26 protein-coding genes and 2 tRNA genes are annotated in these 26,177 nt (G+C 70.1%); 12 read left to right on the top strand and 16 right to left on the bottom strand.

What is annotated here, in order from left to right:
* Positions 1 to 2: 2 nt before the first annotated feature.
* Positions 3 to 76, bottom strand: a tRNA-Pro gene (locus NQV15_RS05340).
* Positions 77 to 107: 31 nt separating this feature from the next.
* Here NQV15_RS05340 and NQV15_RS05335 point away from each other — a divergent pair.
* On the top strand, positions 108 to 647 hold the full coding sequence (locus tag NQV15_RS05335; RefSeq protein WP_232398570.1) for a nucleoside/nucleotide kinase family protein: 540 nt from the start codon (positions 108 to 110) through the stop codon (positions 645 to 647).
* 46 nt (positions 648 to 693) lie between these two features.
* Here NQV15_RS05335 and NQV15_RS05330 read toward each other — a convergent pair.
* The 8 genes from NQV15_RS05330 to NQV15_RS05295 all read right to left on the bottom strand — a co-directional run bounded on the left by NQV15_RS05330 (position 694) and on the right by NQV15_RS05295 (position 7,666).
* A tRNA-Gly gene (locus NQV15_RS05330) sits at positions 694 to 767 on the bottom strand.
* 76 nt (positions 768 to 843) lie between these two features.
* Complete coding sequence (locus tag NQV15_RS05325; protein WP_232398569.1) at positions 844 to 2,073, bottom strand: PP2C family protein-serine/threonine phosphatase; 1,230 nt, start codon at positions 2,071 to 2,073, stop codon at positions 844 to 846.
* Between the two features lie 10 nt (positions 2,074 to 2,083).
* Positions 2,084 to 2,896, bottom strand: coding sequence for an Fpg/Nei family DNA glycosylase (locus tag NQV15_RS05320; RefSeq protein ID WP_232398568.1), 813 nt, complete (start codon positions 2,894 to 2,896; stop codon positions 2,084 to 2,086).
* Positions 2,889 to 3,347 carry a ribose-5-phosphate isomerase gene (locus NQV15_RS05315; RefSeq protein ID WP_232398567.1) on the bottom strand — a complete coding sequence of 153 codons (459 nt, stop codon included), beginning with the start codon at positions 3,345 to 3,347 and terminating at the stop codon, positions 2,889 to 2,891. Before NQV15_RS05315 ends, NQV15_RS05320 begins: the two co-directional genes overlap by 8 nt.
* Positions 3,348 to 3,372: 25 nt before the next feature.
* Entirely contained in the window at positions 3,373 to 4,980 is a 1,608-nt protein-coding gene (locus NQV15_RS05310; protein ID WP_232398566.1) for a CDP-glycerol glycerophosphotransferase family protein, read from the bottom strand.
* 16 nt (positions 4,981 to 4,996) lie between these two features.
* Positions 4,997 to 5,887: an alpha/beta hydrolase gene (locus NQV15_RS05305; RefSeq protein WP_232398565.1), complete on the bottom strand. Its 891-nt coding sequence runs from the start codon at positions 5,885 to 5,887 to the stop codon at positions 4,997 to 4,999.
* A 25-nt stretch (positions 5,888 to 5,912) separates the two neighbouring features.
* On the bottom strand, positions 5,913 to 6,521 hold the full coding sequence (locus tag NQV15_RS05300) for a DsbA family protein (protein ID WP_232398563.1): 609 nt from the start codon (positions 6,519 to 6,521) through the stop codon (positions 5,913 to 5,915).
* Complete coding sequence (locus tag NQV15_RS05295) at positions 6,518 to 7,666, bottom strand: glutamate--cysteine ligase (RefSeq protein ID WP_232398562.1); 1,149 nt, start codon at positions 7,664 to 7,666, stop codon at positions 6,518 to 6,520. The genes NQV15_RS05300 and NQV15_RS05295 overlap by 4 nt, the downstream gene beginning before the upstream one ends.
* Positions 7,667 to 7,738: 72 nt before the next feature.
* Here NQV15_RS05295 and pepN point away from each other — a divergent pair, with 72 nt between their 5' ends.
* Genes pepN through NQV15_RS05280 form a run of 3 tightly spaced genes read left to right on the top strand, consistent with a single transcriptional unit; the run spans position 7,739 to position 12,078 of the window.
* Positions 7,739 to 10,258, top strand: a complete 2,520-nt coding sequence (pepN, locus tag NQV15_RS05290; protein WP_232398561.1) for an aminopeptidase N — start codon at positions 7,739 to 7,741, stop codon at positions 10,256 to 10,258.
* 13 nt (positions 10,259 to 10,271) lie between these two features.
* Positions 10,272 to 11,141, top strand: a complete 870-nt coding sequence (gene folP, locus NQV15_RS05285) for a dihydropteroate synthase (RefSeq protein WP_232398560.1) — start codon at positions 10,272 to 10,274, stop codon at positions 11,139 to 11,141.
* Positions 11,134 to 12,078: a glucosyl-3-phosphoglycerate synthase gene (locus NQV15_RS05280; protein ID WP_257125095.1), complete on the top strand. Its 945-nt coding sequence runs from the start codon at positions 11,134 to 11,136 to the stop codon at positions 12,076 to 12,078. Before folP ends, NQV15_RS05280 begins: the two co-directional genes overlap by 8 nt.
* Here NQV15_RS05280 and NQV15_RS05275 read toward each other — a convergent pair.
* Positions 12,029 to 12,640 (bottom strand): VanZ family protein, encoded by a 612-nt coding sequence (locus NQV15_RS05275; RefSeq protein WP_232398558.1) that lies wholly within the window; start codon positions 12,638 to 12,640, stop codon positions 12,029 to 12,031. The genes NQV15_RS05280 and NQV15_RS05275 overlap by 50 nt on opposite strands.
* The gene (locus NQV15_RS05270; protein ID WP_232398557.1) at positions 12,637 to 13,209 is read right to left on the bottom strand and encodes a TetR/AcrR family transcriptional regulator; all 573 of its coding nucleotides are present in this window, start codon (positions 13,207 to 13,209) and stop codon (positions 12,637 to 12,639) included. The genes NQV15_RS05275 and NQV15_RS05270 overlap by 4 nt, the downstream gene beginning before the upstream one ends.
* Before the next feature lie 64 nt (positions 13,210 to 13,273).
* On the opposite strand from NQV15_RS05270, the gene NQV15_RS05265 reads away from it, so the two are divergent.
* Both NQV15_RS05265 and NQV15_RS05260 read left to right on the top strand, forming a co-directional pair.
* Positions 13,274 to 14,440 (top strand): acyl-CoA dehydrogenase family protein, encoded by a 1,167-nt coding sequence (locus NQV15_RS05265; protein WP_232398556.1) that lies wholly within the window; start codon positions 13,274 to 13,276, stop codon positions 14,438 to 14,440.
* 23 nt (positions 14,441 to 14,463) lie between these two features.
* Positions 14,464 to 15,219 carry an SDR family NAD(P)-dependent oxidoreductase gene (locus tag NQV15_RS05260; protein ID WP_232398555.1) on the top strand — a complete coding sequence of 252 codons (756 nt, stop codon included), beginning with the start codon at positions 14,464 to 14,466 and terminating at the stop codon, positions 15,217 to 15,219.
* A 39-nt stretch (positions 15,220 to 15,258) separates the two neighbouring features.
* Here the strand turns inward: NQV15_RS05260 and NQV15_RS05255 are convergent, their stop codons facing one another.
* The gene (locus tag NQV15_RS05255) at positions 15,259 to 15,540 is read right to left on the bottom strand and encodes a hypothetical protein (protein ID WP_232398554.1); all 282 of its coding nucleotides are present in this window, start codon (positions 15,538 to 15,540) and stop codon (positions 15,259 to 15,261) included.
* Positions 15,541 to 15,573: 33 nt separating this feature from the next.
* Between NQV15_RS05255 and NQV15_RS05250 the strand changes: the two genes are divergently transcribed.
* On the top strand, positions 15,574 to 16,497 hold the full coding sequence (locus NQV15_RS05250; protein ID WP_232398553.1) for a mechanosensitive ion channel family protein: 924 nt from the start codon (positions 15,574 to 15,576) through the stop codon (positions 16,495 to 16,497).
* A complete protein-coding gene (locus NQV15_RS05245; RefSeq protein ID WP_232398552.1) occupies positions 16,494 to 16,880 on the top strand; it encodes a globin in 387 nt (128 codons plus the stop codon). Before NQV15_RS05250 ends, NQV15_RS05245 begins: the two co-directional genes overlap by 4 nt.
* Before the next feature lie 147 nt (positions 16,881 to 17,027).
* Here NQV15_RS05245 and NQV15_RS05240 read toward each other — a convergent pair whose 3' ends face one another.
* From NQV15_RS05240 to NQV15_RS05230, 3 genes are read right to left on the bottom strand one after another with little or no spacing between them, the layout of a single operon-like run.
* Positions 17,028 to 17,750, bottom strand: a complete 723-nt coding sequence (locus NQV15_RS05240; RefSeq protein WP_232398551.1) for an acyl-CoA thioesterase — start codon at positions 17,748 to 17,750, stop codon at positions 17,028 to 17,030.
* A 23-nt stretch (positions 17,751 to 17,773) separates the two neighbouring features.
* Entirely contained in the window at positions 17,774 to 18,001 is a 228-nt protein-coding gene (locus NQV15_RS05235) for a biotin/lipoyl-binding carrier protein (protein ID WP_232398550.1), read from the bottom strand.
* A complete protein-coding gene (locus tag NQV15_RS05230; RefSeq protein WP_232398549.1) occupies positions 18,001 to 19,509 on the bottom strand; it encodes an acyl-CoA carboxylase subunit beta in 1,509 nt (502 codons plus the stop codon). The genes NQV15_RS05235 and NQV15_RS05230 overlap by 1 nt, the downstream gene beginning before the upstream one ends.
* Before the next feature lie 169 nt (positions 19,510 to 19,678).
* On the opposite strand from NQV15_RS05230, the gene fabG reads away from it, so the two are divergent.
* From fabG to NQV15_RS05210, 4 genes are all read left to right on the top strand, one after another.
* Positions 19,679 to 20,434 carry a 3-oxoacyl-ACP reductase FabG gene (gene fabG, locus NQV15_RS05225; RefSeq protein ID WP_232398548.1) on the top strand — a complete coding sequence of 252 codons (756 nt, stop codon included), beginning with the start codon at positions 19,679 to 19,681 and terminating at the stop codon, positions 20,432 to 20,434.
* 1 nt (position 20,435) lies between these two features.
* Positions 20,436 to 21,461 carry a phosphotransferase family protein gene (locus NQV15_RS05220; protein ID WP_232398547.1) on the top strand — a complete coding sequence of 342 codons (1,026 nt, stop codon included), beginning with the start codon at positions 20,436 to 20,438 and terminating at the stop codon, positions 21,459 to 21,461.
* A gap of 10 nt (positions 21,462 to 21,471) precedes the next feature.
* Positions 21,472 to 22,089: a TetR family transcriptional regulator gene (locus tag NQV15_RS05215; RefSeq protein WP_232398546.1), complete on the top strand. Its 618-nt coding sequence runs from the start codon at positions 21,472 to 21,474 to the stop codon at positions 22,087 to 22,089.
* A gap of 183 nt (positions 22,090 to 22,272) precedes the next feature.
* Positions 22,273 to 23,259 carry a type IV toxin-antitoxin system AbiEi family antitoxin domain-containing protein gene (locus NQV15_RS05210; RefSeq protein ID WP_232398545.1) on the top strand — a complete coding sequence of 329 codons (987 nt, stop codon included), beginning with the start codon at positions 22,273 to 22,275 and terminating at the stop codon, positions 23,257 to 23,259.
* 114 nt (positions 23,260 to 23,373) lie between these two features.
* Here NQV15_RS05210 and NQV15_RS05205 read toward each other — a convergent pair whose 3' ends face one another.
* Positions 23,374 to 26,112: a glycoside hydrolase family 3 C-terminal domain-containing protein gene (locus tag NQV15_RS05205; protein WP_232398543.1), complete on the bottom strand. Its 2,739-nt coding sequence runs from the start codon at positions 26,110 to 26,112 to the stop codon at positions 23,374 to 23,376.
* Between the last annotated feature and the right edge of the window lie 65 nt (positions 26,113 to 26,177).

Raw genomic sequence — 26,177 nt, 5'->3', positions numbered from 1 at the left:
CGTCGGGATGACAGGATTCGAACCTGCGACCTCACCGCCCCAAACGGCGCGCGCTACCAAGCTGCGCTACATCCCGTAGCCGCGTCAGTCTAGAGGACACTGGGGCCATGACGTCGCACCGGTACGACCAGATCCTGCAGGTGATCGGTGATCGTCAACCCGCGTGCGGCTCCACGACCGTGGTGGCGGTCGACGGCCCGAGCGGCGCCGGCAAGACCAGCTTCGTCGCGGGACTGGCCGAGGCGGCCCGCGCGCGGGTGCTGCACCTCGAGGACGTCTACCCGGGGTGGGACGGTCTCGCGGCCACTCCCCCGCTGATCGCCGGCGTCCTGGAGACCGTCGCGGCCGACGGGATCGGCACCGTGCCGCGCTGGGACTGGGAGCACCACCGACCCGGCCGCCTGCTGCGGGTCCTGCCGACCCGTCTGCTGATCCTGGACGGCGTGGGCAGCGGGGCCGCGATCCTGCGGCCGTACCTGAGCCTGCTGATCTGGGTCGACGCTCCGACCGCGGTCCGCAAGGAGCGCGCGCTGGCCCGCGACGGCGGCACGTACGCGCCGTTCTGGGACATGTGGGCCGCGCAGGAGGCGGAGCACTTCACGCAGGAGGCCACCCGGCAGCACGCCGACGTGGTGGTGACGACGTAGACCACCGGAACTGCGAAAGGCCCCTCGATGAGGGGCCTCTCAGCGGAGCGGACGACGAGACTCGAACTCGCAACATTCTGCTTGGAAGGCAGAGACTCTAGCCAATTGAGTTACGTCCGCGGGTGCTGCCGAAGCAGCGGAACCATGATGCCACAGCCCGGCCCGTCAGCGTGAACCGGTCGGGGTCGGTGCTCGCTCACAGCTCCTGCGGGTGCCGGATGCCCTCGGGTTGCACGGTCTCCAGGTACTGCAGCGATCGCGGCTCGTCCGGAGGGCCGGCAGACGTACGAGCCGCGACGGCCGACCGGTCCAGGATCAGCACGGCACGGTCGTCGTCTCCGGTCACGACGTGGTTGATGATGTTGCGCGGCGCCTGGTCGAATCCGGAGCGGACGACGTCCTTGGCGGTCGCGCGGAGCCACTGGATGCCGCTGGTGAAGTCCTGCGACCGCGACTCCACGACGCCGTCGGTGTAGAACATCAACGCGTCGCCGACCTCGAGCCGACCGGTCGTCTGGTGGAGGTCCGGACGCTTGACGATGCCCAGCGCCGTGCCGCGGGCGCCGTCGACGACCCACTCCTGTGCCGGGGCGTCCCAGCGCAGCGCCGGGGGGTGACCGGCGTTGGTGATCGAGTACTCGCCCGTCCTCAGGTCGATCAGGACGTGGACCGCCGTGGCGAATCCGTCGTCCCAGTTCTGTCGCAACAAGAAGTCGTTGCCCGCCGAGAACAGGCCCAGTGGTGGCAGGGCGCCGATGAGCCCGCCCAGCGCCCCGGCGAACTGCAGCGACTGGGTCCCCGCGGCCACGCCCTTGCCGCACACGTCGACCAGGACCATCTCCAGCCTGGTCTCGTCCTCGGACAGGTTCGCCACCAGGAAGTCGCCGGCGAACTTGGTACCGCCCGAGGAGATCATCGCGCTCTGCGAGCGCCATCCGTCGGGCAGCGCCGGCACGACGCCCTGAGCCTGGAGGCGGTCGCGCAGGTCGACCAGCATCGCCTCGCCGAGAGGGCCGGGCAGGCCGCTGCGGTGACGACTGGACTCGTAGAGCACCAGGGCGGCCACGACGGCCATGGTGACCAGGTTGCTGATGCGTCCGGCGGTGATGCCCTCCTGCCCCATCTCGACGGCCCTGAAGTACTGGCGCACGACCGTCACGGCGACGCAGACGACGATGACCAGCACCAGCGTCAGCAGCGGCCGGTACCGCAGCGCCATCGCCCCCAGCAGCAAGGGGATGACGAAGGTGGCCGCGGGGAAGACGGTGTAGCTGACCAGCGATGCGACCAGGATCGCGCCGGACAGCGCGAGCAGCACCAGGAAGACCGCCGCCTGGCCCTCGGACGTGCCGGTGCGCCAGCGCACGATGCGCTCATCGAGATATCGCGCGACCGACGGCAGGGCGCGGCGCAGGCTCCGGTTCACGGGTCAGAGCCTAGTGGCGACGCTGGCAGGAAGGACACCAAAACAAATTCCGCCCCGCCACGTCGCGGCGCCGGATCGCGGTGCCGCAGACCAGGCAGGGCATGCCCTCCCGGCGGTACACGTAGACCTCTCCGCCATGGTCATCGGCGCGTGGGGGGCGGCCCATCGCCTCGGGCTCGTGCTCCGGCCGGACCGTGTCGATCCGGCCGCGCTCGACACCGACTCGCATCAGCGCGCACAGGTCGTCCCACATCGCGGTCCAGCGCCGGCGGGTGAGGCGTCGTCCGGCCGTCATCGGCGCGACCTCGTGCCGGAACAGCACCTCGGCGCGGTAGACGTTGCCGACGCCGGCCAGCACCTTCTGGTCCATCAGCAGCGCGGCGATCGGCGTGTCGGACCGGTGGATGCGGTGCCACGCCAGATCCGGGTCGGCGTCGGCGCGCAACGGGTCCGGGCCCAGCCGGGACATGATCACGTCGACCTCCGGCGGCGCCAGCAGCTCGCACGCATTGGGTCCGCGCAGATCGGCCGTCGCCTCCGACTCCAGCCGCCAGCGGACCTGCCCCACGACGGGATGCGCCGTGCCCGGGGAGATCACGAACGACCCGTACAGCCCCAGGTGCACGTGGACGACCGACGGCACGTCGGCGAACGAGACGAACAGGTGCTTGCCGTACGCCTCCGCGCCCTCCAGCACGCGGCCGTCCAGCCGGGCCGCCTCGGCGGCGAAGCGGCCCTGTGGGCTGGACGACCTGACCGCGTGCCCGGCGAAGGTGGCGGTGAGGTCGTCCGCGAGCCGGTGGAGCGTGTGCCCCTCAGGCAAGCTCGCCGGTCTCCTCGTAGTTCAGCAGCATGTCGATGCGGCGCTGATGGCGGGCCGCATCGCTCCACGGCGTGGTCAGGAACGCCTCGACGATCGCGACGGCCTCGTCGGCGGTGTGCATGCGGGCGCCCACCGAGACGATCTGCGCGTTGTTGTGCTGGCGCGCCAGCGATGCCGTCTCGGTGCTCCAGGCCAGCGCCGCGCGAGCGCCCTTGACCTTGTTGGCGGCGATCTGCTCGCCGTTGCCCGATCCGCCGATCACGATCGCGAGCGACTCCGGATCGGCCACGGCGGCCGCCGCGGCGGCGATGCAGAACGGCGGGTAGTCGTCATCGGCGTCGTACGTGTGGGCGCCGTGATCGACCGGCTCGTGACCCTGGGTGGTCAGCCAGTCGATGAGGTGGGTCTTGAGCTCGTAGCCGGCGTGGTCGGCGGCGATGTGGATGCGCATGCAAGAAGTGTCCCAGTCGCGACCCTCAGGCCGACACCCCGGCAAAGCGATCATGGAAGTACGCCGCGAACGCCTCGGCGGACTGCCTGCCCGTGTAACCGCCCAGGACCCTCACCTGCAGTGCGCGGCGCTGCTCCTGCATCGAGTCCTCGCCGAGCATGTCGGTCAGCACCTCGTGAGCGCCGTCCAGGCCGCGCATCAGGATGTATGCCCCGCGGGCGACGGGGAACCGCTCGCGGAACTCCTCGACCGGTATCCCCTTGGAGCTCACCATCGCGTACGGCTTGCCCGACTGCAGCCAGTCCGAGACCACGCTCGAGACGTCCGAGATCAGCGCGTCCGCACGGTTCATGCACTCGTTGAGCGTCCACGTCTCGTTGGGGAGCGTGCCCCACACGTGCTGACCGGGGGTCGACGGGTCGTCGTTGTCCGCCGCGAGGACGCGCTCGGTGTACACCACGAACTGCGCGAGCCGGGGGTGCCGCTTGGAGAGCGGGTGCGGCCGGAAGATGACATCGGCACCGGCGTCGATCAGGGCCCGCACGATCTCCGGGCCCTGCCGCAGCGACGAGAAGTTGACCCTCATGCGCTTGCCCTGCCATGTCGGCGCGTACAGCACGACGGGCCGCTCGACCTCGGCGATGGGACGCGTCGCGGCCTCGATGCCGTGCACCTGCGGACGGCCGAGGACCACGAACTTCTCGCGCGGGATGTGCACACCGCTGGTCTCGTACCGCTCGATCGCGGCCGTGCCGGACACGACCAGCAGGTCGTAGTCAGCGTGGCGGGCGAAGACACTGGCGGGCTTGTCGGAGTCGCCGTGGCCGAGCCACACGTGCGTGACCCGGCGGATCGCCATGTACCGGTAGTTCGACCGGGCGTTGTGCAGGTAGAAGAACCATTTGAGCGTCGGGACGACCAGGATCTGCAGATCGCGGACGGCGTCGGTGCTCAGCTGGATGAACGGCGAGGTCAGGTCGGTGTTCTCGCGCAGGTACTGGCAGTACTGCTCGCGGAAGTTGAAGATGACGCCGGGGTAGCCCGCGCTCAGAAGCGGCTCCTCCCACATCGTCAAGTGGGTCGGGCCGCCGCCGTAGCCCGCGTACGCGATCGCGAACCGTGGCGCGTGGTCGGCCAGGGCGCGGGCGATGCGGCGGGTGCGCCGGCGCACCCCCACGGCGTAGATCGCCACCCGGGACGCCAGCACGAGCACCGCCACGAACGGGATCAGCACCGCCCACGCCGGCAGACCGGCCGCGAGCACGGCCAGGGTCAGGGGGCCGGCGATCCGGCTGCCGATGACCCACGGTCCGAGGTCCGGGTGCTCACCGGGGCACGGCCCGTCGGGGACACCCGGCAGCCCGTGGGTGTGCGGCGCCGGGGCAGGACGCCGCAGGGCCACGACGGTCGCCGCGGCCGCCAGCACCGCCATCGCCCACAGCCCGACGCCCGGCGCGCTGTCGACGAGGGTCCGGACCGCCAGCGCCAGCGCCACGAGCGCGGCGGCGTTGAGCCACACCGCGGCGGCGGCCCACCGCCTGAACCGGACGCTGATCCGGTGGTCGTGGATGAAGAACAGCTTGCGACGCTCGTACCGCTCGCGCAACGATTCGTTCGACGACAGGGCTGGCACGCGGACAGTATGCCAGTCAGCGCATACGCGACCGCTGCGCGTCGAGCAGCGCACCGACCGCCGTGACGGTCGACCGCGAGGCGTCGAAGGCCGCAGGCTGCCGCCAGAACGAGTGCACCATGCCCAGGGCGCGATGGGCCAGCACGTCGACCCCCGCCGCCGCGAGCCGGGCCGCGTAGTCCTCCGCCTGGTCGCGCAGCACGTCGTGCTCGTTGCTCACCACATAGGCCGGCGGGTGCTCGGCCAGGTTGTCGGCACCGAGCACCGAGACCTCCGGGTGATCGCCGAGGTCGCCGGGCGCGTACGCCTCCCAGAACCACTCCATGCCGGGGCCGTCCAGTGCCGCATTGGCCTCGTCCTCCGGCAGCTCGGCCCGGCGGTCGACCGGCGGGTACATCAAGACCTGGAAGTTCAGCGCCGACGGGTGCCGGACGCACAGGCCCGCGACCAGGTTGGCTCCCGAGGAGTCACCGATCCCGGGCAGGAAGGACGCGTCGACGCGGTGTTCACGGTCGTGCGCCCGGATCCAGGCCGCCGCGGTCTGGACGTCGTTCAGCGGCGCCGGATAGGGGTGCTCGGGGGCCCGCCGGTAGTCCACGGCGAGCAGCGCCCAGCCGGTCCGGTGCGCCAGGTAGCGGCAGAACACGTCGTGGGTCTCCAGATCGTGCAGCACCCAACCACCGCCGTGCACGTACAGCGCGACCGGCGCGCCCGGACGCGGCCGGTACAGCCGGCACGGGACACCGTCCGCGTCGACGTCGGCGACGTGGTCGAGCCCGATGCGGTCCGCCCTCAGCGCCGCGTCGTGCGCCTCGGCGCGGATCCGGTCCAGGTCCCCGGGCAGCGACAGGCCCTCCTCGGCGGCGAGTGCGTCGAGGAGGGCCTGTGACTGCGGGTGGAGGCTCATGCGAAGAGCCTAGGCCGGGTCTGCGTCAGTCGAAGGACAGATCGCCCTTGCGGGTGCGCTTGAGCTCGAAGAAGTCCGGGAAGCCGGCCAGCGCCCGCGCGCCGTCGAACACCGTGCCGGCCTGCTCGCCCTTGGGGATGCTCTGCAGCACCGGGCCGAAGAACGCGACGCCCGCGATCTCGATGACCGGAGTGCCGACGTCCTCGCCGACCTTGTCGATGCCGACCTGGTGGGAGGCCCGGACGGCGTCGTCCAGCGATGCGTCCTCGGCGGCCTTCGCCAGCTCGACCGGCAGGCCGGCCTCCTCGAGCGCCTCCCCGTACAGCGCCATGTCGAACTCGCGGCCCTCGTTGTGCTTGCGGGTGCCCAGCGCGGTGTACAGCGGGCGCAGCGCCTCGGGGCCGTGCTGCTGCTCGACGGCGATCGCGAGGCGGACCGGGCCCCAGCCGCGCTCCATCATGTCGGCGTACTCCTGCGGCAGGTCGCGACCGGAGTTGAGCACCGACAGGCTCATGACGTGGAAGTTGGTGTGCACGTCGCGCACCTTCTCCACCTCCAGCATCCAGCGGGACGTGATCCAGGCGAACGGGCACAGGGGGTCGAACCAGAAGTCGACGGTCTCGGTTGAGGTCATGACGGGTGCAACACCGGACGTCCCGCGCGCATTTCCTGCACGAGCGAGCCGACCACCGCGTCGAGCTCGCCGGCGTTGAGCGCTGCGGTGTGCCGCTGCCGCTGGTAGGAGGCCCCGCCCGACACGATGTCGTGGATGCCGCCGAGCTCCTCGGTGCAGCCGAGGCGTGCGGCGATGGGCTCCAGCCGGTCCAGCAGCCGGTGCAGGTCGGTCGTGACGAGGTCCTCGTTTCCGTGCTTGTCCAGGATGAGGATCGCGTCCATGCCGTAGCGCGCCGAGCGCCACTTGTTCTCCTGGGCGAACCACGGCGGGATGGTCGGCAGCTCACGGCCGGCGTCGAGCTCGCAGGAGAAGTACTCGACCAGGCAGTGGGTCAGCGCCGAGATGCTCAGCAGCTCCGACATCGTCGGGATGCCGTCGCACACGCGCACCTCGAGCGTCCCGAACTTCGGGGACGGGCGCAGGTCCCAGCGGATCTCGTCGAACACGTCGATGACACCGGTGTGCAGCATGTCGTCGACATAGCCCTCCAGCTGGCTCCAGTGCTCGAACTGGAACGGCAGCCCCGCGGTGGGCAGCTGCTGGAACATCAGCGCCCGGTTGGACGCGTACCCGGTCTCCTTGCCGCCCCAGAACGGTGACGACGCGCTGAGCGCCTGCAGGTGGCCGTAGTACGTCAGCATCGCCCGGCTGATCGGCAGGACCTTGTCGCGGTCCTCGATGCCGACGTGCACGTGGACGCCGTAGATCATCATCTGGCGTCCCCACCACTGGGTGCGGTCGATGAGCGTCGCGTACCGCTCCTTGTCGGTGACCTTCTGCTGCGTCCAGCTGGCGAAGGGATGGGTGCCGGCGCACATCAGCTCGACCCGCAGCGGGTCGGTGACCTCGCGGATCTCGTCGATCGCGCGCTGCAGGTCCGCGCCGGCCTCGGCGACGGTGCGGCACACGCCCGAGACGACCTCGACGGTGTTGAGCAGCAGCTCCTGGCGGATGTGCGGGTGCTGCTCGGCGTCGGCGGGCTTCACCGCCTCGAGGACCGTCTGCGCCACCTGTCGCAGGTCACCGGAGTCGGCGTCGACCAGCGCGAGCTCCCACTCGATGCCCACGGTCGAACGTTCGGACTGCGCGAACGGGATGTGCATGCCCCCATCCTGCCCGAGATGGGCCTGATCACCCGCCTCGCCCACTCACCGACCCCGTGAAAGCATGAAGACATGCCTGGTACCAATCTCACCCGCGAAGAAGCCAGCGAGCGCGCAGCCGTCGTCTCCACCCAGACGTACGACGTGCAGCTCGACCTCACCCTCGACTCCGAGTCCCACTTCGGCTCGGTCACGACGATCGCCTTCGGCGCCACACCCGGCGCGTCGACATTCGTCGACCTGGTCGACGGTGACATCTCCTCGATCACGCTGAACGGCCAGGACGTCGACGTCTCGGCCTACGCCGATCACCGCATCGCGCTGACCGACCTGGCCGAGACCAACGAGCTGGTCGTCGCCGCGACCCTGCCGTACTCGCACTCGGGCGAGGGCCTGCACCGCTTCGTCGACCCGTCGGACGGCAAGGTCTACCTCTACACGCAGTTCGAGGTGCCCGATGCCCGCCGGGTGTTCGCGACGTTCGAGCAGCCCGACCTGAAGGCGACGTTCGTCTTCCACGTCACCGCGCCGTCGCACTGGGCCGTGGTGTCCAACTCCCCCACCCCCGAGCCGGAGCCGGCCGCCGAGGGCACGTCCACCTGGCACTTCGCACCCACCAAGAAGATGTCGACCTACATCACGGCGCTGATCGCCGGCGACTACGTCTCGGTCACCGACTCGTACCAGGGCGCCTACGACGAGATCCCGCTCGGCATCTTCTGCCGCCAGTCGGTGCGTGAGTTCCTCGACGCCGACGACATCTTCTTGATCACCAAGCAGGGCTTCGAGTTCTTCGAGGGCGCCTTCGAGATGGCCTACCCGTTCGGCAAGTACGACCAGCTGTTCGTGCCGGAGTACAACATGGGCGCGATGGAGAATGCCGGCGCGGTGACGTTCCGCGACGAGATGATCTTCCGCAGCCGCCAGACCGTCGCGGCCTACGAGAGCCGCGCCAACACGATCCTGCACGAGATGGCCCACATGTGGTTCGGCGATCTCGTGACCATGAAGTGGTGGGACGACCTGTGGCTCAACGAGTCGTTCGCGGAGTTCGCCGCCTCGCACGCCTCGAGCAACGCCACCCGGTTCACCGATGCGTGGACGAGCTTCACCAATGCCCGCAAGAACTGGGCCTACCGCCAGGACCAGCTGCCCTCGACGCACCCCATCGCGGCCGACAACTACGACCTGCACGCGGTCGAGGCCAACTTCGACGGCATCACCTACGCCAAGGGCGCCTCCGCCCTCAAGCAGCTCGTGGCCTGGGTCGGTGAGAAGGACTTCTTCGCCGGTCTGCGCGCCTACTTCGACAAGCACGCCTACGGCAACACGCAGCTGTCCGACCTGCTGGTCGAGCTCGAGGCGGCCTCCGGCCGTGAGCTGGGCGACTGGAGCAAGGAGTGGCTGCAGACGTCCGGCGTGAACACGCTGCGGGCGGTCTTCGAGACCAACGACGAGGGTGTCTTCACGTCCTTCTCGGTCGAGCAGACCGCGATCGAGGCGTACCCGACCCTGCGCCGGCACCGCATCGCGATCGGCCTGTACGACCGCGTCGAAGGCAAGCTCGTGCGCACCGAGCGCATCGAGACCGACGTCCACGGGGCGTCGACGCAGATCCCCGAGCTGATCGGTCACCGCCAGCCCGATCTGGTGCTGCTCAACGACGACGACCTCACCTACGCCAAGATCCGCCTCGACGAGCGCTCGTTCGCGACGCTGGTCGACAGCATCGCCACGTTCGAGGAGTCGCTCCCCCGCGCCCTGTGCTGGGGATCGGCGTGGGACATGACCCGCGACGCCGAGCTGTCCGGATCGGACTTCGTCACACTGGTCCTGGCCGGCGTGGGCTCCGAGACCGACCTGACGGCCGTCGGCTCGCTGCTGCGCCAGGGCAACGGCGCTGTCAACCTGTACACGTCCGACGAGGCGCGGCCCGCCCTGGCGCGGCGCTGGGAGGCCGGCCTGAACGAGCTGGTCGAGGCCGCCGAGCCGGGCAGCGACCACCAGCTGGCGCTGGTCCGGGCGCTGGCATCCGCATCGTCCGACCCGGCTCGCCTGCGGGAGATCCTCGGCGGGAGCCTCGACGGGCTCACGGTCGACACCGACCTGCGCTGGAGCCTGGTCACGGCCCTGGCCCGCCTGGGTGACGCCGACGAGGCCGAGATCGCCGCGACGCTCGAGGCCGACAACACGATCTCGGGCAAGGAGCGGGCCGCGGCGGCGCGCGCCATCCGTCCGACCGCAGAGGCCAAGGAGGCCGCGTGGCAGGCTGCGGCGGTCGACCCCTCGACGCCCAACGAGACCCGTCGGCAGACCGCCGGCGCCTTCCAGGTGTCCGGTCAGGCCGATGTGCTCGAGCCGTTCGTCGACCGCTACCTGGAGATGGCCGCGACGATCATCGACGACATGGGCGTCTGGATCGGGCAGGTCGCGCTGATCAACCTGTTCCCGCTGGCGAACCCGTCGCAGGCGACGCTCGACAAGGTCGACGCATGGCTCGAGTCGACGTCGGCCAATCCCGCCGCGAAGCGCTACGTGTCCGAGGGACGTGACGACCTGGCTCGTGCCCTCAGGGCGCAGGCAGCCTTCTGACACACTCGATCCCATGACCGTCGACCTCACGTTCAGGGGCCGGAGGGTCACCAGTGACCGTGCGCTGGTCATGGCCATCGTGAACCGCACACCCGACTCGTTCTTCGACCGGGGCGCGACCTTCGCCGACGAGGCCGCCCGCACCGCCGTGCGGGCGGCCGTCGCCGACGGCGCCGACATCATCGACGTCGGCGGCGTCAAGGCCGGACCCGGCTCGGAGGTGGACGTCACCGAGGAGATCCGTCGGACGGTGCCCTTCGTGGCGGCGATCCGCCAGGAGTTCCCGGATGTCCTGATCAGCATCGACACCTGGCGCGCGGACGTCGGCCGCCGGTGCGCCGATGCGGGCGCCGACATCATCAACGACACCTGGGCCGGCGCCGATCCGGAGCTCTCCGACGTCGCCGCCGAGTTCGGCTGCGGCTACGTGTGCTCGCACACCGGCGGCGCGGTGCCGCGCACGCGTCCGCACCGGGTGCACTACGACGACATCGTGCAGGACGTCATCGCCCAGACGACCCGCGCCGCGGACGACCTGGTCGCGCGTGGCGTGCCCCGCGCGGGCATCCTGATCGACCCGACGCACGACTTCGGCAAGAACACCTGGCACGGGCTCGAGCTGCTGCGCCGCGTCGACGAGCTGGTCGCCACCGGTTGGCCGGTGCTGATGGCGCTGTCGAACAAGGACTTCATCGGCGAGACGCTCGGGCAGCCGGTCGACCAGCGGCACGAGGGGACGCTCGCGGCGACGGCGATCGCGGCACGTGCGGGCGCGGCGGTGTTCCGGTCGCATGACGTCGTCGCGACGCGGCGGGTCCTGGAGATGGCCGCCAGCATCCGCGGCGACCGGCCCCCGGCCCGGGTGGTGCGCGGCCTTGCCTGAGCAGGTGGACGTCTCGACGTGGTTCGACACCCACACGTACCGGGCCGACCAGTTCGACGCCGCGACGCTCGTCGCGGCCAAGGGCGGGCGCGGCATCAGCGTGCTCATCCCGGCCAAGGACGAGGCGGCCACGATCGGCCCGATCGTGACGACGTTGCGCACGGAGCTGATGCAGCAGTGTGCACTCGTCGACGAGATCATCGTGATCGACTCGCACTCCGCCGACGACACCGCCGCGATCGCGCGCGACGCCGGCGCCCAGGTGTTCCACGTCGACGACCTGCTGCCCGAGCTCGGCGGCCGGCCCGGCAAGGGCGAGGCGATGTGGAAGGCGCTCGCGGTGATGTCCGGCGACATCGGCGTCTACCTGGACGCCGACGTCGAGGACTTCACCGCCGACTTCGTGACCGGGCTCGTGGGGCCGCTGCTGCTCGAGGAGGACCTCGCCTTCGTGAAGGCCTTCTACGACCGGCCGTGGTCATCGGGTCCCCCGCGCTCCTCCGGCGGCGGACGGGTCACCGAGCTCGTCGCACGGCCGCTGATCCTGGAGCGCGCACCCCGGCTCGCCGGATTCGTCCAGCCGCTGGCCGGTGAGTGCGCATTCCGCGCCGACGTGCTGCGCTCGATCCCGTTCGTGTCGCACTACGGCGTCGACATCGGCCTGATGATCGACGTGGAGCGCCGCGAAGGGCTGGCGGCGATGGCGCAGGTCGACCTCGGGCTGCGCCGCCACCGGCACCAGGACCTCGCCGCGCTCAGCGCCATGACGCAGCACGTCCGGGCCGCCTTCGACCTGCGCGCCGAGCCCGACGGGCCGGGCGTCGTCGAGAGCACGGCCGTGGTCTTCGCCCGCGTCGGCAGCCGGATGCAGATGTCCGAGCGGACCGTCACCACCGCCGAGCGTCCGCCGATGCGCGACGTGCTCGGCGAGCGGTGAGCCGGCGCTCCCGCCCGGGGGCCGGCCACGTGGCCGCCGCCGCCAGCCGTCCGAGGGGCGGCACCAGCACGACCAGCCGGAACAGGCCGTACCCGAGCGCGCCGCCGACCGTGTTGGCCCACAGGTCATCGACATCGGCGACGTGCCCGCCGTGGCCGGTGACCGCGTTGCCGAGCTGGACCGCCTCCATGGCCAGGCTGAGCAGGAGACCGCCGAGCACGACGCGCACCGCGGAGTCGACGCCCAGCACGAGGGCCAGCAGCCAGCCCAGCGGCAGGAACACCACCACGTTCTGCAGCACGTCCCCCTGCTCGACGTCGGCCAGCGGCACCAGGTCCAGGAAGACCGTCCACGACGGGCTGGGGCCGGTGGCGCCGAGGCGGAACGGCAGCAGCGTGTTGGCGACGATGCCGGCGACGTAGACCGCGGCGACGACGGCCACGGCAAGGCGCGGCACGGTGACACCCGCGCGGCGGTGCAGCAGCCACGTCATCAGCCCGAGCGTCACCGCGGCCACCGGGACGACGACCAGCAGCGTGGGGACCTCCTGCGTCGTGGTCACGCCGCGCTGCCCGAGAGCCTGGCGACGATCAGCTCGGCGAGGGACCGGTAGGCCGCCGAGTCGTCGAGGCCGGTCGAGGCCCGGATGTCGCCGCGGTGGATCGACTCCATGACCTGCCCGGCCACGGCACCGATGAAGCGCGCGTCCGCCGACGGATCGGCCTGCTCGACCAGGGCCTGCACCCGGCGCGCCGCGGCGCGGGTGTTGTCGCGGTAGATCTCGCGGGCCGGCGCGAACGCGTCCACGTCGGCGAAGAACCGGTCCGAGGCCGGTGCGAGCTCGGCGGCGATCGCCTGCAGGTAGACCGCGATGCGCTCGACCGGCGCCGTGGCCTCGGCCAGCGACGCCTCGACCCGCTCGGTGGCGGTGCGGAAGAACGACCGCACCACCGAGACCAGCAGCTGCTCCTTGCTGGGCGCGATCGCGTACAGCGTCGACTTGGAGCAGCTGAGTCGTGCGGCGAGCGACGACAGGCGCAGATCGGCGAATCCCTCGGCCAGGACAATGGCGATGATCTCCTCGCGCAGCACCGCGGTGCGTGACGCGGTCGTCGTCGCGCGGTCGGTCATGGCGCCACGGTACCAGAGCGCGTCCTGCAGTACAGTGCTTCGTACACCGACGCAGGAGGACGCCATGCCCGCCGAACGGCTCATGCCCACCGAGGAGTCGCAGGACCTGATCGAGCTGACCCGCAGCATCGTCGACAAGGAGCTGCGTCCCGCGGTCGCCGAGATCGAGGCCAGCGGCCGATTCCCCCGCGAGGTCTTCCGGACGCTCGGACGCGCGGGGCTGCTGAGCCTGCCGTACCCGGAGGAGTACGGCGGCGGCGGTCAGTCGTACGAGGTCTACCTGCAGGCGCTGGAAGAGATCGCCTCGGCGTCCGCGAGCGTGGGGGTCGGCGTCAGCGTCCACGCCCTGTCGTGCTTCGGGCTGTTCACCGCCGGCACCGAGGAGCAGAGGCAGCAGTGGCTGCCGGGCATGCTGTCCGGGGAGCAGCTGGGCGCCTACTGCCTGTCCGAGGCCCACGCCGGCTCCGATCCGGCCGCGATGCGCACCAAGGCCGTCCGCTCCGGCGACGAGTACGTCATCAGCGGGGCGAAGGCGTGGACGACCCACGGCGGCCAGGCCGACTTCTACAAGGTGATGGCCCGCACGTCCGAGGACCCTTCGACAGGCTCAGGACGAGGCGGCGGCCGCGGTATCTCCTGCTTCCTGGTGCCGGCCGACTCCCCCGGCCTGACCGCCGACACCCCCGAGGACAAGATGGGCCTGATGGGCTCGACGACGGCCACGATGCTGTTCGACGACGTCCACGTCCCCGCCGAACGGCGCCTCGGCGCCGAGGGACAGGGCCTGCCCATCGCGCTCGCGGGCCTGGACTCCGGACGGCTGGGCATCGCCGCGGTCGCGACCGGCCTGGCCCAGGAGGCACTCGACGTCGCGATCGCCTACGCCAAGGAGCGCGAGACGTTCGGCAGCCGGATCATCGACCACCAGGGCCTCGGCTTCCTGCTGGCCGACATGGCCGCCGCGGTCGAGTCCGCCCGGGCGACCTATCTGGCCGCGGCGCGCCGCAAGGACGCCGGGCTGCCGTTCTCACGCCAGGCGTCGATCGCCAAGATGGTGTGCACCGACAACGCCATGAAGGTCACCACCGACGCCGTGCAGGTGCTCGGCGGAGCCGGCTACACCAAGGACTTCCCGGTCGAGCGCTTCATGCGCGAGGCGAAGGTCATGCAGATCTTCGAGGGCACCAACCAGATCCAACGACTCGTCATCAGCCGCAACCTCGCGCGCTGACCCGTCCCACCCACAGGAGAAGCATGCAGCTCAACGACACCGCCGCGATCGTCACCGGCGGAGCCTCCGGCCTCGGCGCAGCCACGGCCGCCCATCTCGCCCAGCAGGGCGCGTCGGTCTTCGCCCTGGACCTGCCCGGCTCGATCGAGCAGGCGCCGGCCATCGACGGCGTCACCTACGTCGCCGCCGACGTGACTGACGAGGAGCAGGTGCGCTCAGCGGTCGCGACCGCCGCCGAGGCCGCTCCGCTGCGCTCGGTCGTCAACTGCGCCGGCATCGGCCCCTCGGCCCGCATCCTGGGCCGCAAGGGCGTCCACGACCTGGGCCTGTACGCCAAGATCGTGCAGATCAACCTGGTCGGCAGCTTCACGGTGCTGGCCCTGGCCTCCGAGGCCATCGCCCGGACCGAGGCCGACGAGAACGGCCAGCGGGGCGTGATCGTCAACACCGCCTCGATCGCCGCCTTCGACGGCCAGATCGGGCAGGTCGCCTACTCCTCGTCCAAGGGCGGCATCGTGGGCATGACGCTGCCCGCTGCGCGCGACCTGGCCCAGTACGGCATCCGGGTCTGCACGATCGCCCCGGGCATCGTCAACACCCCGATGCTCGCGACCGTCAGCGAGGAGATCCGCGCGGGTCTGGCCGCCGGCGTCCCGTTCCCGCAGCGGCTGTGCGAGCCGGCCGAGTACGCCAAGCTCGTGGGCATGATCATCGATCACGACTACCTCAACGGCGAGACCATCCGGATGGACGGCGCACTGCGCATGGCGCCGCGCTGACCGCGTCGCCCATCGGAGCCGTCACGGCCCCGTCCGCCCTCAGTGGTGGGCGGGGCTGTTGTCGCTCGTGGTGGCGACGTGGGCGCCGGGCGCCGGCGGGACGAAGTTGCGACGCGCGGTCAGCAGGCCGAACAGCGAGATGACGATGAACAGGCCCACCGTGCCGCCGCCGAACAGCAGCCAGTTGTCGAGGTCGCTGCGACCGTCTCCCTTGGGCCACGCCGATCCCGTGGGGGCGTCGGCGAAGGCCGCGCCCGAGCCGGCGATGAACGTCACGACGGTGGCGAGCACGAGTCCGAGCACGCGAGCAGGAGTCTTCATGGGCCCCATCGTAGCCACCCGTAGGCTGGGGCAATGCCTCACCTCGACATCAACTGGAAGCTGCCCGAGGGCAAGGCCTACGAATGGTTCGTCGCGACACCGGGCAGCATCGTGCTGGTCATCGTCCTCGGCCTGCTGTTCCGCTGGTTCGTCTGCCGGGCGATCGACCGACTCGTCACACGGGCGGGCAAGGGTGCCGTGCCCGGCGTCATCGCCAACAGCCGCGCCGGCGAGTTCCTGGCCGACCGGCGCCCCGCCGTCCACGCCCGCCGTCAGCAGCGCGCGGCGACGATGGGCTCACTGCTCAAGAGCTTTGCGACCGGAGTCATCTTCGCGATCGTGACGGTCAGCGTGCTGGCCAAGCTCGGCATCAACATCGCACCGATCATCGCCAGCGCCGGCATCGTCGGCGTGGCCCTCGGCTTCGGCGCACAGAACCTGGTCAAGGACTTCCTGTCCGGCATCTTCATGATCCTGGAGGACCAGTACGGCGTGGGCGACTCGGTCGACCTCGGCGAGGCCGAGGGGACGGTCGAGGCCGTCGGCCTGCGGGTCACGCGGCTGCGCGACGTCAACGGCACGGTCTGGTACGTCCGCAACGGTGAGATCCTGCGGGTCGGCAACCAGAGCCAGAACTGGGCGCGCACCGTCCTGGACATCACGGTGTCGTACGAGACCGATCTCGACCGGGTCCAGGCGATCCTGCAGGACGTCGCGACGTCGACCTACGAGGAGCCGCAGTTCCACGACGTCATCATCGAGGCCCCTGAGGTGTGGGGCGTCGAGCGGTTCGACAAGGATGGCATCGTGGTCCGTGTCGTGCTGAAGACCGCACCCGCCCAGCAGTGGCTGGTGGCTCGCGCGATGCGGCGCCGCATCAAGGCCGAGTTCGACCGCGCCGGGATCCGCATCCCGACGACGTTCCCGACGATCCAGGTGGAGGACGCCAAGTCATGACCCAGACCGAGCAGACGTTCTACGACGCGATCGGTGGTCACGACACGATCAAGGCGATCGTGGACACGTTCTACGAGGGCGTCGCCGAGGACGAGGTGCTGCGCCCGATGTACCCCGAGGAGGACCTCGCCGCCGCGGCGCACCGGTTCACGATGTTCCTCGAGCAGTACTGGGGCGGACCGACGACCTACTCCGAGCAGCGCGGGCACCCGCGCCTGCGGATGCGGCACGTGTCCTTCGTCGTCGACGAACGGGCCCGCGACCACTGGCTCAAGCACTTCCGCGCCGCCCTGGACAAGGCCGACCTCTCCCCCGAGCACGATGCGCAGTTCTGGGCCTACGTCCAGCACGCCGCCCAGTTCATGGTGAACGCGCCGGGCTGACCCCGCCCGGGGTTGGACGAGAGAATCTGGTTCCGTCCGCCGCGCCGGTTTTCGACCAGACAATCTGGTCCTGTCAGCGACGGTGCCGACGAGACCAGATTTTCCTGTCCCCCGGACGAAACCAGATTTTCCCGTCCCACCGGATGGTCAGGAGGCGTCGAGGGTCGCCTCGAAGATCGCCCGCTCGTCATCGTCCAGGCGGCGTGACCGCTGGTGCTGGGCGTCGAAGCCCACCATCACCGAGGTCGAGCGCACCAGCACGGCGTCCTCGTCGAGGATCTCGGACTCGATCGTGATCGAGCCCGCTCCGACCCGGGTGAGCCGGGCTCGTGCGGCGTACGGCTCGGCGCGCCACGGCACCGGTCGGGCCTGCTCGACGGCCACGGTCCCGACCACGAAGCGCCCGGCCTGCATCTGCTGCACCTGCTCGGAGACGAACAGGATGCGAAGCTCCTGGACGAGCTGGAACAGCTTCGGCAGGCTGACGTTCCCGCTCTGGTCCAGGTCGCTGCGGCGGACCGCCATCGCGAAGGGCATCCCGCCGGCCGGGTGCGGCGGAATCGGCCGGAGCGCGCCGAGCTCGGTCCGGATCTCGGCGAACACGGCGTCGGAACCGCGGCGGCGGATCTGCTGCGTCACCGTGGCGCCGTCGACGGCGGAGGCGACCGCCACCGGCTCCCTGCTCAGCAGGAGCGGCTGCAGGAACCGGACGGACATGCTCCGGACCGGGGCGTCGGCCACAGCCTCCCCCAGCACGGCCCGCGCCTCGGACGCGTAGTCGACGTACACCACATTGTTGACGTGGTTGAGCGAGTCGATGTCCGCCCAGCGCATCGCGATCTCATGGACGACGGCGTCGGTGATTGGCACCCGCCGATGATGGCAGACACCGCTCAGGCGCTGGCGGTCTCGTCGATCTCGACGACCGGATCGCCCTCCTGGACGATCTGGCCGAGCTCGACCAGGATCTTGCTGACGTGGCCGCCCACCTGCGCGACCAGCGGGATCTCCATCTTCATCGACTCCAGGATGGCCAGAGTGTCCCCGGGCCCCACCTGGTCACCCTCACGGGCGACGATCTTCCAGACGTTCGAGACGATCTCGGCCCGTGCGGTGTGCATCAGACCGCCGATCCGTGGGTCAGCATGCGCATCGCGGCGACCATGCGCTCGCGGGTCTCCTCGGGGTGGATGACGTCGTCGACGATGCCGGCCTCCGCAGCGAGATACGGACGGGCGACCTCCTCGCGGTACACGGCGGCCAGCTGGTCACGCAGGACGGTCGGCTCCTCGGCCTCCTTGAGGGCGCGCCGGTGCAGCAGCGCGACGGCCCCGCCGGGACCCATCACGGCGATCTCGGAGTTCGACCACGCCCAGTTGGCGTCGGCACCGAGCGACGCCGATCCCATCGCGATGTACGCGCCGCCGTACGACTTGCGCACCACGACCGTGAGCTTGGGGCTCTTGGTCTCGACGTACGCCTTGAGGAGCTTGGCGCCATGCGTGATGACGCCTCGCCCCTCCTCGACGGTGCCCGGCAGGAAGCCCGGCACGTCGACGAATGTGAGGACGGGAAGATCGAAGCGGCCGCAGAACTCCACGAAGCGGGCGGCCTTGACCGACGCCTTGGAGTCCAGGATCCCGCCGCGGGCATTGGGCTGGTTGGCCAGGACGCCGACGGCGTGACCGTCGAGCCGGGCGAACAGGGTCAGGATGCTCGGCGCGTGCTCGGGCATCAGCTCGAGCCGGGCGCCGTTGTCCAGCACCCCGTCGAGCAGCTTGTTCATGTCGAACACGACGCTGGACTTCTCCGGGACGAGGGTCGGCAGCGCCGCGGCGGCACCGGGATTGGCCGGCACGGGGTCGTGGCGCTTCTGCGCTCCACCCTTGTGGGTGGGCAGGAACGACAGCAGCAGGCGGGTCGCGTAGAACGCCTCCTGCTCGCTGTCGACCTCGAGATGCGCGACACCGCTGACCTTGGTGTGCAGCGCGGAACCACCGATGTCCTCGGCAGTGGCGTCCTCGCCCGTCGCGGCCTTGACGATGTCGGGCCCGGTCAGGAACATCTGTCCCTGCTCCTTGACCATGATCGTCCAGTCCGTGAGGGCCGGCGAGTACGCCGCGGCGCCCGCGCACGGCCCCAGGATCAGCGAGATCTGCGGGATGCGGCTCTGCGCCTCGATGTTCAGCGCGAAGATCCCGCCGCATCCGTGCAGCGCGAAGATGCCGTCGTGGATGCGGGCTCCGCCCGAGTCGTTGATGTAGACGATCGGGTAGCCCTTGTCGATCGCGAACCGCTGGGCCTTCTGGATGCTCTCGGCCATGACCGCACCGATCGCACCTGAGGCGACGGCGGCATCGTGCGAGACCACGACGACGGAGTGGCCGTCGGTCGTCCCCCACCCGGCGACGACACCGCTGCCGGTGCCCGCCCCGGCCGAGCGCATCGGCGTCATCTCGACGAAGGAGCCCTCGTCGACGAGCATCTCGGCGCGCTCACGCGCGGTGTGGACGCGCTTGCCCTTCGGCTCGACGCGGGCGAACCGGTCCTCACGGCGCTGCGTGAGCACCGTGCGCTGGCCGGTCGGTGCGGTGGTCTCGGCGACCACGGGGCGATCGAGCTTCGACACACGAACTCCTAAACATGAGGTTTTCCTCAACTATACACAAAGATGAGGAATCCCTCATATTTTGCTGATCCGCGCGTCGCAGAACCTCGCCCCCGCGCCCATCGTGCGATAACGTTCGGAACGTCCTACTAAGCAAGCGCTTAGATCGCGCGCCCTCGAGGAGAACACCGTGACCGAACCCCGTACCGCCATCGTGACCGGAGCCGCCCGCGGCATCGGTGCAGCCGTGGCGCAGCGCCTGGCCTCCGACGGCTTCCAGATCGCCGTCGTCGACCTCGACGAGTCGTCGTGCGCCGCGACCGTCGACGCCATCACGTCCGCCGGCGGCACCGCGCTCGCCGTCGGCGCCGACGTCAGCAACGAGGAGCAGGTCAAGGCAGCCATCGAGCGCATCGCCGCCGAGCTCGGCGCCCCCACGGTGCTGGTCAACAACGCCGGCATCCTCCGCGACAACCTGCTGTTCAAGATGACGGTCGAGGACTGGGACCTGGTGATGGGCGTGCACCTGCGCGGCTCGTTCCTGATGACCAAGTACGCCCAGAAGCACATGACCGAGGCGGGCTACGGTCGCATCGTCAACCTGTCCAGCACCTCGGCGCTCGGCAACCGTGGCCAGGCCAACTACTCGGCGGCCAAGGCCGGCCTGCAGGGCTTCACCAAGACGCTGGCGATCGAGCTGGGCAAGTTCGGCATCACCGCCAACGCCATCGCTCCGGGCTTCATCCAGACCGACATGACCGCGGCGACCGCCGAGCGCATGAAGGTGCCGTTCGACGACTTCATCAAGTTCAGCGCCGACCAGATCCCGGTCCAGCGCGTCGGCCAGCCGGAGGACATCGCGCACACCGCCTCCTTCCTGGTCAGCGAGGGTGCCGGCTTCGTGTCCGGCCAGGTCATCTACGTCGCCGGCGGGCCGAAGGACTGACATGAGCACCGATCCCCAGGGCCTGGACACCGCAGCCGTCGGACGCTGGCTGGCCTCCGTCGCCCCCGATGCCGTCAGCGGCCCGCTCGACGCGTCCTTGATCACCGGCGGCAAGTCCAACCTGACCTATCTGGTCACGGACGGGACGCACGACTACGTGGTGCGGCGTCCACCCCTGGGGCACGTGCTCGCGACCGCCCACGACATGGCGCGCGAGTACCGCGTCATGGCGGCGCTCGCGCCGACCGACGTCCCCGTCCCGCCCATGGTGGCGCTGTGCGAGGACACCGAGGTCATCGGCGCCCCGTTCTACGTCATGGAACGGGTCGACGGCACGCCGTACGCCCGCGCCGCGCAGCTGGAGAAGCTCGGCGAGCAGCGCACCCGCGACATCACCGGCCGGATGGTCGACACGCTCGTGGACCTGCACGCGGTCGACTACCGCGCGGTGGGGCTGGGCGAGTTCGGACGTCCCGATGGCTACATCGGGCGCCAGGTCTCGCGCTGGAAGAAGCAGCTGGCGGCGTCCACGAGCCGCGAGCTGCCCGGCATGGACGAGCTCGTGGCCCATCTGGACGCGAACGTCCCCGAGTCCGGCGACGGGACGATCGTGCACGGCGACTTCCGTCTCGACAACGTGCTGGTCGACGACCAGGACCAGGTCACCGCGGTCCTGGACTGGGAGATGAGCACGCTGGGCGATCCGCTCAGCGACGTCGCCCTGATGCTGGCCTACCAGCAGCTGGGCGAGACGGCCACGGACGGCGGCGGCGCCGTGGTGACGGACGCCCCTCGCGCGCCCGGCTACCTGAACCGGGACGAGACCATCGAGCGATATGCCGCGGGCTCCGGCAGGGACGTCAGCGACATCGGCTACCACCAGTCGCTGGCCTTCTTCAAGCTCGCCGTGATCCTCGAGGGCATCCACTACCGGCACTCCCACGGGCAGACCGTGGGAACCGGGTTCGACGGCATCGGGGACATGATCGTGCCCTTGATCGACGCAGGACTGGCCGCTTCACGCTAGGGTGGCGCCCGTGACGGCCGAGATCCTCGAACCCCGGCGCCGCCCGACCCAGGAGCGCAGCCACAAGAAGTTCGACCACCTGCTGCTGGTGGCCCGCGAGCTGCTGCTCGAGGTCGGCTTCGAGTCGTTCACCTGCGAGGAGGTCGCCCACCGGGCGGAGCTCCCGATCGGCACGCTGTACCAGTTCTTCCAGAACAAGTACGTGATCGTGTGCGAGCTCGACCGGGTGGACGCCGTCGCGGTCCGTCAGGAGCTGCACAGCTTCGCCGAGGCGATCCCGTCGCTGGACTGGCTCAAGTTCCTGGACCGGTTCATCGACCACATGGCGGCGCTGTGGGTCAATGATCCGTCGCGCCGGGCCGTGTGGCTCGCGGTGCAGTCCACGCCTGCCACCCGGGCGACCGCGGCCGTCACGGAGCGCGAGCTCGCCGGCGAGGTGGCCCGCGCCCTGGCACCACTGACCCCCGGCACCCCCCGCGAACGACGCACCATCATGGCCGAGGTGCTCGTCCACGTCGTGTACTCGATGCTGAACTTCTCGATCCGCGACGGCCAGGAGCACAGCGAGTCGATCATCGAGCTCAAGCGCCTCCTCGCCGCCTACCTCCTCAGCGCCGAACGCACCTGACCCCGGGAGGCGGTTTACCACGGTCCCTCCGCAAACCGCGTCCGCCCGTGGCAAATCTCCGGTGGGGGGACGTGGTTTGCCCTGGGCGGATGCGTCATCCCCAGGTCGGAGAATGGATCGAGCCGTCCACAGGACGTACGCCGTCACCGGCGCAGCCGGCCTGCGATCGCCCACCGTGGCCCCATGGACGATCTCACTGTCATCGCCGAGGCGAACGGCGGCTACCTGATGCGGCACCAGCTGAACGACCTCGGTTACAGCGATGCCATGATCCGGCAGGCCATGCGCGCCGGCGTCCTGCGCCGGGTCCGTCACGGCACGTACGTCCCTCAGCGCGGGTGGGACCTGATGACCGAGTCCCAGCAGCACGCGGTCATCACACGGTCCATCCTCGACAAGCTCGGTCCTCAGGTCGTGGCGACGCATCAGTCCGCGGCAGCGCTGCTCGGATTCGATCTGTACGGCGCTGACCTCAGGGACGTCCACGTCACCCGCCTGGACCGTCGCCGCGGCCGGCGCGAGGCCGGGGTCGTCTTCCACGAAGGCGTGGTGGATGACGACCGGGACGACGTCGTCACCGTCGGAGGGCGCCTCGTCAGCTCCCCGAAGCGCGCGGTGTTCGAGGCGTGCAGCTTGTCGCCGCTCGAGACCGGCATGGTGCTGGCGACCTCGGCGATGCGGACGGGCGAGGTCTCGCACGCCGACCTCGAGGAGGACGGCCACCGCTTCGACCACTGGCCCGGCACCCGCACGGCACGGCTCGCGATCCGCATGGCGGACCCGCGGCTCGAGACCGTGGGCGAGGTCCGTTCGCTCCACATGATGTGGCGCCACCGGATCCCGCATCCCGAGCTCCAACGCGAGATCGTCGGCCCGGACGGGCGCCTGATCGCACGCACCGACTTCGCCTGGATCGACGACTGCCACACCGGCGAGTTCGACGGACTCGTCAAGTACGGGCGCCTCAACCCGTACGTCTCCGACGTGGGCCAGGTGCTGACCGACGAGAAGGCACGCGAGGACCTCGTTCGGGATCAGCAGCTCGGCATGACGCGATGGACGTGGGCAGAGATGTCGGCGGCTCGCCAGGCGGCGACCGCCGCCCGGATCGAGCAGGGACGGGAACGGTCCCGCAGGCTCTATCGCCGCAACAGGACGACGATCGTCTGACGCCTGCTCGTCCACCCGCGGCAAACCACGTCCGCCCGAGGGAAATTTCCCTCGGGCGGACGCGGTTTGCGGAGGGACCGTGGTAAACCGTCACGGGCCGTCCGGCTGCGGGCGCTAGCCCACGTGCACCACGAAGGTGCCGGTGCTGCTCCTTCCGTGGTAGCGGACCGTGGCGGTGACCGTCGCGACGCCCTTGCCGGTGGCCCTGACGGCCCCGCGGCGCGTGACGTCGACGACGTCCGGACGGTTGCTGCGGTACGACACCCTCATGCCGGCCGGGAGGGCGACGCTCTTGCCCTTCGTGACGTGGCCGAAGATCCGGTCGTCGCTGAGCGTGACGGTCAGCTGCGGGTCGATCACGTCACCCTTGGTGAAGAACACCCGCTGCGGGATGTCCCGCGCCGCGTCCTTCGCCGTGTGCGGGTTCGCCGTGACGACGGACGGAACCGCGTCGAGCGTGCCTCGCACCCGCGTCGTCGCGCGGCCCAGGACGTCCTTGGCCGACGACGCGAGCTGCAGGTCGTACCGGCCCTGGTCGACGACGTACCGGCTGCGCGCCTCGTCGTAGAACGCCAGGTCGGCGATCTTGACCTTGATGCGCACCGTCGCGCTGCGCCCGGGCTTCAGCGTGACCCGGTCGAAACCGGCCAGCCGCTTGATCGGACGCTCCAGCGAGGGCTTGGAGTCGGGCGTCGCCGCGTACAGCTGCACGACGTCCGTCCCGGTCGCCCGACCGGTGTTGGTCGCCTTGGCGGTGACCGTCACGCGGCCGTTGGCATCCACCGAGGACCGGTCGACCCGGACCTTGGAGTAGCGGAAGGACGAGTAGCCCAGACCGTGCCCGAATGCGTACGACACGGGGCCGGTGAAGTACTGGTACGTACGTCCCTGGGTCGTCGCGGTGGGGCGGATGTTGTAGTCGGCGATGTCCGGCAGCTGGTCGACCGAGCGGTACCACGTGAACGGGAGGTGCCCGGTCGGGTTGTGGCGGCCCAGCAGCACATCGGCGAGGCCCTCACCCTTGCGCTGACCGTTGTAGGAGCTCCACAGGATCGCGGGGACCTCGGACTTGAACGACTCGACGTCGACCTGGCCCATCGTCTCCAGGTAGGCCACCGTGCGCGGGTTGGCCGCAGCGACCTGCTCGATGAGCTGTGCCTGCGCACCGGGCAGGGCCAGCGACTTGCGGTCGGTGTCCTCGTCCGCGGTCTTGTTGTCGGTGCCGGCGTAGACCACGACGGCGTCATAGCCCTTGACCTTGGCGACGTCCTCCGCGATGACCGTGTTGTGATCGCCCGAGAGGCCCGGCAGGTAGTCCACCGTGGCCTGCGGGTCGATGGCCTTGACGGCCTTCGAGATGCCCTGGAAGCCGTTGACGTGGTTGGCCTTGCCGGCTGCACCCTGGATGCTGCTGTAGCCGCCGAGGTACATCGACTCGGGGTTGGCGTACGGCCCCACGACGGCGACCTTGTACGCACCCTTGCGGGGAACCTGCAGCGGCAGGAGGGTGCCGGCCTTCTTGCCCGATCCCTTCACCGCGTCGTTCTTCAGCAGCACGAGGCTCTCGTCGGCGGCCTTGCGGGCCATCGCGAGTCGCTCGGGCGTCTGGGTGACGGCGCCGTTGGCGTCGCTGTTGGTCCACGTGCCGGGCGCGAGGCGCCTGCGGGCCTCACGCACCCACGGGACCCTCGACTCGTCGTCGAACTCACCGAGGCGCATGCGGGCGGTGAACAGCCGGACGACCGACACGTCGACGTCGTTCTCGGTGTACAGACCCGTCTGCGTCGTGATGCCCTGCGCGACCGCGGTCGGCACGGTGTTCCCGTAGTTGTACTGGTCGTGATAGCCCTGGTTGCAGTCCAGGTCCTCACCGGCGCTGTTGGCGAACGCATGCCGCTCGATCTCGTTCAGCGGCCGCGGGAATCCCGGCGGCTGCCACTTGTGCCCGGCCTGGATCTCGTAGATCGCGTCGCAGTCGGAGGTGAAGTAGCCCTTGAAACCGAAGGTCTTGCGGGCCAGCGTGTCGATCAGGTAGACGTCGGCCGCGGCCGGGGTCCCGTTGACGCGGTTGTACGAGCTCATGATCGAGCCCGGCTGCGACTTCTTCACGATGCCTCGGAACTGCGCCGTGTAGTACTCGCGCAGCGTGCGGTCGTCCATGTCCGAGGAGCCGTTGCGACGGTTGAACTCGCTGTTGTTGGCCGCGAAGTGCTTCAGCGTCGTGACGGTCTTCAGGTAGCCCCGGCCCGAGCGCAGCAGCTTGCCGTTCTCGTCCTTGCCCTCCATGCCGTTGACGAACTTGGACGCGATCGCGGTGGTCAGGTACGGATCCTCGCTGTACGTCTCGTCATTGCGTCCCCAGCGGGGGTCGCGACCCAGGTTGACGGTCGGCGACCAGAAGTCGAGGTCGCGCTGGTTCTCCTGGACGACGTCGCGGGCCTCGTCGCCGATCAGGCTCGCCTCGTCGTACATCAGCTGCGGGTTCCAGGTCGAGCCCAGCGACAGCGACACGGGGTAGGACGTCGTGTTGGTCAGGATCGGCGGATTGCTGTTGTCGGTGGTCTGCTCGCGGGCGACGCCGTGGGCTGCCTCGTTCCACCAGCCGTACGCAGCGACTCCCAGCCGCGGGATCGCCGCGGCCCGGCTGCTGTTCATCTGGCTGGCCTTCTCCTGAAGCGTCATGCGCGACACGAGGTCGGCGGCGCGCTCCTCCGGCGAGTACCGGGTGTTCAGGTAGATCGGATCACGCGAGTCGTTCGAGCTCGATGCCGTTGAGGCCGTCGTGACGGCCTGGAAGGCCACCGTCCCCGATAGCGCGGCCACCACTGCGGCAGCCAGGACTTGTCGTCTCATGCTGGTGCTTCCCCTCGATGACGCCGTGACATGGCCCTGATGGTCACGCCCCCGCGGCGTCATTC

Source organism: Aeromicrobium wangtongii (genome assembly GCF_024584515.1).
GTDB lineage: Bacteria > Actinomycetota > Actinomycetes > Propionibacteriales > Nocardioidaceae > Aeromicrobium > Aeromicrobium wangtongii.
This window is presented reverse-complemented; position numbering and strand designations above follow the sequence as displayed.